Here is a 6,502-nt window from a genome sequence, read left to right as displayed (position 1 = left end):
CGACCCCGGCGGCGCCGGTCGCACCGCGCGGCCCGATCTGGCCGGAACCGCCGGGCCCGCCGCCGCTGCCGGCCGAGGCGGCCCCGGCGTCGTTCGGCGGCAACGTCGGGCCCGTCGGCAGCACCCAGGAACGCGAGCAACTGAGCCTGGTCACTGGACGGCCCGCCACGCCCGCCACCCAACTGCTGCTCGGGCCGATGGCCCGCGGCACCACCGTCTCGCTCGCGCCGGAAGGGAGCCCCGGATGAAGTACCGCGGCGCACTGGTGGGGCTGTCGCTGTTCATGGTCGTGGCCGTCACCCTGACCTGGCTGGTGTACGTCACGCTGCGGCGCGACGTCGCCGGCACCACCGCGCCGTATGCGGCGATGTTCTCCGACGTGTACGGCCTCCGGGTGGGCGACGACGTGCGGATGGCCGGAGTGCGGGTCGGCCGCGTCGAGAACATCGAACTGCAGGGCGACCGGGCCAAGGTGTCGTTCGTCGTGCAGACCGAACAGCAGGTGCTCGGCACCACCGTCGCCTCGGTGACGTACCAGAACATCGTCGGCCAGCGCTATCTCGGGCTGACACTCGGCACCCTCGGCGAGCCCGGACCGCTGCCGCCGGGCAGTGTCATCCCCGTCGAGCGCACCGATCCGTCCTTCGACGTCGGCACCCTGCTCAACGGTTACGAGCCGCTGTTCAGCGTGCTCAACCCGCGCGACGCGGACAACCTCACCAAGGGCGTCCTGCAGTCGCTGCAGGGTGACGAGTCCGCCATCACCGCACTCGTCGACCAGACCTCACAGCTCACCGACGCATTCGCCGGCCGGGATCAGGTGCTCGGCAACGTCATCGACAGCCTCGACCGGGTGTTCGGAACCCTGGCGGCTCAGAACACCAACCTCGACCAGGTGCTGGCCCAGACCCGACGGGCGATCACCACCTTCGAGGACCGCAGGCCCGAACTCGTGGACTCCGTGGGATCGATCTCGCGTGTGACTCAGCAGCTCTCGACCGTCACAGACGAGGTGTACCCGGCGCTCAACGAACTCGTTCTGCGCGAACCCGGCTTCGCGCAGCACATGGTCGGCATCGAACCGCAACTCGCGTTCACCGGGGCCAATCTGCCGTTGCTGCTCAAGGGATTCGGCCGGATCACCAATGAGGGCGCCTTCGCGAACGCGTATGCGTGCGACCTGAACGCCACCGGGTTCTTCCCGGGGCTCAACGACGTGGTGCCGATCATCGTCAACGCGGCCACCCCGGGGAACCGGGCGTGGCACACCCCGAGGTGCAGGAACATGGCCGATGGCTGACACACGCAGACGGGCGCTCGAGGACTACAGCAAGCCGTGGCTGGGAGCCATCGCGATCGCGGTGATCGCGGTGCTGGTCGTGGCGATGCTGCTGGTGAAACTGTCCGGCGCCGGGTACCGCACCTACACCGCGCAGTTCCTGCAGGCCGCCGCGCTGCAGGCGGGTAACCCGATCACCATCGCCGGTATCCAGGTGGGCGAGGTGACCGGCATGGAGCTGGTGGGCGACCGCGTCGAGGCCCGCCTGCGGGTACGCGACAACGTGGCGCTGGGGGAGGACACCAGGGCGATCATCAAGATCACCACGATCCTCGGATCACGTTATCTGGCACTGCAACCCGCTGGGCAGGGTGAACTGTCCGACCGCACCATCGACCTGGCGCACACCGAGGTGCCCTACGACCTGCAGGAGGCGCTGGCCGACGTCACCACCACATACGAACAGGTCGACTCCGACCAGTTCGCCGAATCGCTCGGCGTGCTCGGCGCCGAATTGCACACCCTGCCGCCGGTGGTCCCGCAGGCCGTGCAGAACATCCACACCCTGTCCTCGATCGTCGCCGAACGTCGGGACCAGCTGGGGTCGCTGCTGAAGACCACCGAGACCGTCAGCAGCACACTGGAGCGGCAGCACGCCAACATCGCCAACATGGTCCGCCAGGGCCAGGAGCTGATCGGCGAGTTCGTGCTGCGGCGTGCCAGCTTCCACGCCATGATGCAGGCGCTCACCAACCTCGTCGAGACACTCAGCGGCATCGTCATCGACGACCGGCCCGAGCTGGAGAACCTGCTGCGCAACGTGCGGGCGCTCTCCGACATGCTCGGTCAGCACGACGATCTGCTGCGCAGCACGCTGCAGGCGGGCCCGGTCGCGCTGAGGGGCCTGGCCAACGCCACCGGAACCGGCAACGCGGTCGACCTGAACGCCGCCAACGGCCTCGTCGTCGACTCGTGGATGTGCGCCATCAGCGGCCGGGCCAAGCAGTTCGGCATGATCGAGTACTTCAAGGACTGCAAATGAGCCGCAGGGCCAAACTGCTCAGCGTCGTCGTCACCGGCCTGGTGCTGGCATTGATCGTCGCCGCGGTCGGCGTCACCTACCTGAAGGACCGCAGCGACGCGATCACCGTGACCGCTCAGTTCGACAGCGCGGCAGGGGTGTACGTCGGCAACTCGATCGCGGTGCTCGGGATGCCGGTGGGCAAGGTCAGCGAGATCACCCCCAAGGGTGGCTACGTCGAGGTGCGCTTCACGGTCGACGGCGACGTCAAGGTGCCCGCGGACGCGATGGCCGTCACCGTGTCCAACTCGATCCTCACCGACCGCCAGATCGAGCTCACCCCGCCCTACCGCGACGGCCCCACCCTGCAGGATCACGACACCATCGGCCTGAACCGGACCAAGACACCGGTCGAATTCGCGCGGGTGCTCGACGTCCTCGACAAGCTGTCCACCTCGCTGCGCGGCGACGGACGCGGCGGCGGCCCGGTCGCCGACGTGGTGAACGCCAGCGCCGCGATCGCCGACGGCAACGGCCAGGACATGAAGACCGCGCTCGACGAGCTGTCGAAGGCGTTGCGGCTCAGCGCCAGTGGCGGCGAACAGACCCGCGACCAGCTCACCACCATCGTGCGCAACGTCAGCTCGCTGCTCGACGCCGCCGCACGCAACGACGCGACTCTGCGCGACTTCGGCAGCACCATCGGTCAGCTCAGCCAGATACTGGCCGACGAGAACCTCGGCACCGGCACCACCGGCCGTCAGCTCAACGAGGTGCTGAAGCAGGCCGGCGAGGTGCTCGACACCCACCGGGACGCGATCAAGCAGATCGTGGGCAACGGCGACACGACGGTGACCACCGCCGTCGAACACCAGCGCGACCTCGCCGAGTTCCTCGACGTGGCGCCGATGACGCTGGACAACCTCTACAACACCGTCGACCAGGTCAACGGGTCGGTCCGCGTCCGCGTGATGACCGACCGGGTGCTGTTCGAGAGCGCGGCGATCAAAGAGGTCTGCAACATGATGGGCCTGCGTCAACTCGGCTGCAGCACAGGAACACTGCAGGACTTCGGACCCGACTTCGGGCTGACCTACGTCCTGGACGGCCTGGCCGCGATGGGACAGAAGTGATCGCCGGCCGCCGCGGGATCGTGGCGTCGCTGGCGCTGACGCTGTGCCTGAGCACCTCGGCGTGCGCGACCGAGGGACTGGCCAGCCTGCCGCTGCCCGCGCCCGGTGTCACCTCCGGCGGCTGGACGCTGACGGCGGTGTTCACCAACGCGCTCAACCTGCCGGCCAACGCTAAGGTCAAGCTGGCCGGCGCCGACGTGGGACAGCTCGAGTCGATGGTCGCGCGCAACTACACCGCCGTGGCCACCTTGCGCATCATGGACGGCGTGCGGCTGCCGGTCGGCAGCACCGCCGAACTGCGTTCCGCCACACCGCTGGGCGATGTGTTCGTCGCGGTGAAGCCGCCCGGCGGGACCGGCGCCGGCGTGCCGCTGCTGAAGAACGGCGACACCATCGGCCTCGACGCCACCACGGCGGCCGCCACCGTCGAATCGGTGCTGAGTTCGGCCGCGATACTCGTCAACGGCGGCGCGGTGCGGAACTTCACCAACATCATCAACGGCCTCGGCAAAGCCACGGGCGACCAGGGCCAGGCGTTCGGTGACCTGATCAACCGGACCAACGGCGTTCTTGCCAAGCTCAATTCACGATCCGACCAGCTCTCCACCGCGATGACCGATCTGTCGGCGCTGGCCGACCAGCTCGACGCGAAGAACCAGACGATCACCGATGTGATGGCGGCTGCAGGACCGGCGACCGAGACGCTCGCCGCACACACCACCCAGGTGGCCGATCTGGTGGCACAGGTGGGTGACACCACAGAGCAGCTCAGGAAGTTCCCGTCGATCGCCGGCACCGACACCAGCGGGCGCAGCGTCGTCGGCGACGCCAACACCATCGCCAGGGCGTGGAACGACGTGGTGCTGACACCGGACGCCACCCTGCACTCGCTGAACCGGCTCATGCCGCCGCTGGTGAAATCAACGTCGAGCAATGCGATCTCGACCCGCGTCAGCATCGACCGGCTGGTGCTGGGTTCCATCCCGGACATCGGCTTCAAGGGCGACGTCGGCCTGCACGGCCCGAAGCGGTACAACTGGCACCAGCTCGTCGGGACGTTCCAGTACACGCTGTGGCGGCTGCAGGAGCGCATCGTGGGCAAGGGCCCTGGGGTGCCGCAGGTCCCGGTGATGCCCAGCCCGACCGAACCCGGCCAGGTCGTGACGGTGCCGCCCCCGCCGCCGCCCGCCGGACCGGAGCCGCCGCGATGATCGCCGCGATCGCCGACCGCGCCGTGCGGCTGGTCCGCGCCGGCCACCGCCGTCGGGCGTGGCTGTCCGCCGCGGCGCTCACCTTCACCCTGGTCATCGCCGGCGGCTATCTGCTGATCGGTGCGTTGCGGATCGACCCGCTCGCCTCGACCTACCGGCTCACGGTCGCGCTCCCGGAATCCGGCGGGCTGCTGCCCGACCAGGACGTCACGCTGCGCGGCGTGCCGATCGGCCGGGTGGAACGACTGGACATCACCCCGGCGGGAGTCAATGCCGTGGTCGCGGTGAAGTCGACGGTGAACATCCCTTCGTCGAGCGATGTGCGGGTGTCCGGACTGTCGCCGGCGGGGGAGCAGTACATCGACTTCGCCGCCGACAGCGACAGCGGCCCGTACCTGCGCGACGGCGGTGTCATCGGCCACGCCACCGTCCCGGTCCCGCTCGCTCAACTGCTCGCCGACGCCGACGGCATGCTGGCACAGGTCGACCCAGGCAAGCTCGAGCTGATCCGCCGTGAGCTCAGCCTGAGCGACGAGGGCCCGCGCAAGCTCACCGACATCATCGACGGCGGCACGTTCCTGCTGTCGACGCTCGACTCGGTGCTGCCCGAGACCGCGAGCATGCTGCGCAGCAGCCGGGTGGTGCTGACGCTGGCGGCCGACAAGAACGCCGGAATCGCCGTCGCGAACCAGAACCTCGCCAGCACGCTCGCGGGCATCGACCGGATGCGGGAGGGCTACCGGCGGCTCACCGAACAGGCGCCGCCCGCGCTGGCCAGCGTCGACAACCTCTTCGCCGACAACTCCGACACCATGGTGCAGCTGCTGGGCAATCTGACCACCACGTCGCAACTGCTGTATCTGCGCGTGCCCGCGCTCAACGCGCTGTTCCCCGCGCATCGCGGATCGGTGCTCGACGCACTCGGCAGCGTGATGCACGACAACGGAATCTGGGCCACCGGCGACGCCTACCCGCGCTACGCCTGTGATTACGGCACGCCGCGCCGGCCACCGTCGGCGGCCGACTATCCCGAGCCGTTCATGTACACCTACTGCCGCGACGACCATCCCGGTGTCCTCGTCCGGGGCGCCAAGAACGCACCACGCCCGGCCGGCGACGACACCGCGGGTCCGCCACCGGGCGCCGACCTCGGCAGAACCACCGACCCGACACCCAAGGGCCGGTTCACGATTCCCACCCCGTACGGCGGTCCCGTGCTGCCCATCGAGCCGCCCCGTTAACCCGACGAGAAGGAGGTCGACGTGACCGTGACGTCCGACAGCGAAACCGACACCGAAACCGACGAAGACATCATCGACGAGGACACCACCGTCGACGATGGCGCGGTCGACGAAGACGACGAAGCACCCGAACGGCAGTGGCGCAGGAAGATACTCGTCGGCATGGCCGCGGCGGTCGTCGTCGCGTCGCTCGCCGGCTGCGGATACCTCGGCTGGACCGTGTGGCAGGACCGGGCGGTCACCCGGGCGGGCGAGCAGGCCCGCGAGGCCGCCGTGGCGTACGCGCAGGTGCTCACCAGCATCGATGCGAACAAGGTGGATGAGAACTTCGACCAGGTGCTCGGCGGCGCCACCGGTGAGTTCAAGGACATGTACTCGCAGTCGAGCATGCAGCTGCGCCAACTGCTCATCGACAACAAGGCCACGGCGCACGGCGTCGTCCTGGAGTCGGCCGTCCAGTCGCAGTCAAAGGACCGGGTGGTGGTGCTGCTCTTCGTCGACCAGTCGGTGACAAACACCAGCATGCCCGACCCGCGCATCGACCGGAGCCGCATCAAGATGACGATGGAGCATGTCGACGGCGGCTGGCGCGCATGCAAAGTCGAACTCCCCTGACG

General features: G+C 68.8%; 6 protein-coding genes and 1 pseudogene. All 7 read left to right on the top strand.

Going from position 1 to position 6,502, the window contains the following annotated elements; genetic code table 11:
• Positions 1-248 (top strand): annotated as a pseudogene (locus O6P37_RS27935) (mammalian cell entry protein); the annotation flags it as partial.
• Positions 245-1,300 carry an MCE family protein gene (locus tag O6P37_RS27930; protein ID WP_269897127.1) on the top strand — a complete coding sequence of 352 codons (1,056 nt, stop codon included), beginning with the start codon at positions 245-247 and terminating at the stop codon, positions 1,298-1,300. The pseudogene O6P37_RS27935 and the gene O6P37_RS27930, both read left to right, overlap by 4 nt.
• The gene (locus O6P37_RS27925) at positions 1,293-2,321 is read left to right on the top strand and encodes an MlaD family protein (RefSeq protein ID WP_269897126.1); all 1,029 of its coding nucleotides are present in this window, start codon (positions 1,293-1,295) and stop codon (positions 2,319-2,321) included. The genes O6P37_RS27930 and O6P37_RS27925 overlap by 8 nt, the downstream gene beginning before the upstream one ends.
• Positions 2,318-3,433: an MlaD family protein gene (locus O6P37_RS27920; protein ID WP_269897125.1), complete on the top strand. Its 1,116-nt coding sequence runs from the start codon at positions 2,318-2,320 to the stop codon at positions 3,431-3,433. Before O6P37_RS27925 ends, O6P37_RS27920 begins: the two co-directional genes overlap by 4 nt.
• Positions 3,433-4,644 carry an MlaD family protein gene (locus tag O6P37_RS27915; protein ID WP_269897133.1) on the top strand — a complete coding sequence of 404 codons (1,212 nt, stop codon included), beginning with the start codon at positions 3,433-3,435 and terminating at the stop codon, positions 4,642-4,644. Before O6P37_RS27920 ends, O6P37_RS27915 begins: the two co-directional genes overlap by 1 nt.
• Positions 4,641-5,885 (top strand): MlaD family protein, encoded by a 1,245-nt coding sequence (locus O6P37_RS27910; RefSeq protein WP_269897124.1) that lies wholly within the window; start codon positions 4,641-4,643, stop codon positions 5,883-5,885. Before O6P37_RS27915 ends, O6P37_RS27910 begins: the two co-directional genes overlap by 4 nt.
• Before the next feature lie 21 nt (positions 5,886-5,906).
• Positions 5,907-6,500 (top strand): YfgM family protein, encoded by a 594-nt coding sequence (locus tag O6P37_RS27905; RefSeq protein WP_408633269.1) that lies wholly within the window; start codon positions 5,907-5,909, stop codon positions 6,498-6,500.
• The last annotated feature ends 2 nt before the right edge of the window (positions 6,501-6,502 follow it).

The organism is Mycobacterium hippophais (genome assembly GCF_027529605.1).
Classification (GTDB): domain Bacteria; phylum Actinomycetota; class Actinomycetes; order Mycobacteriales; family Mycobacteriaceae; genus Mycobacterium; species Mycobacterium arseniciresistens.
This window is presented reverse-complemented; position numbering and strand designations above follow the sequence as displayed.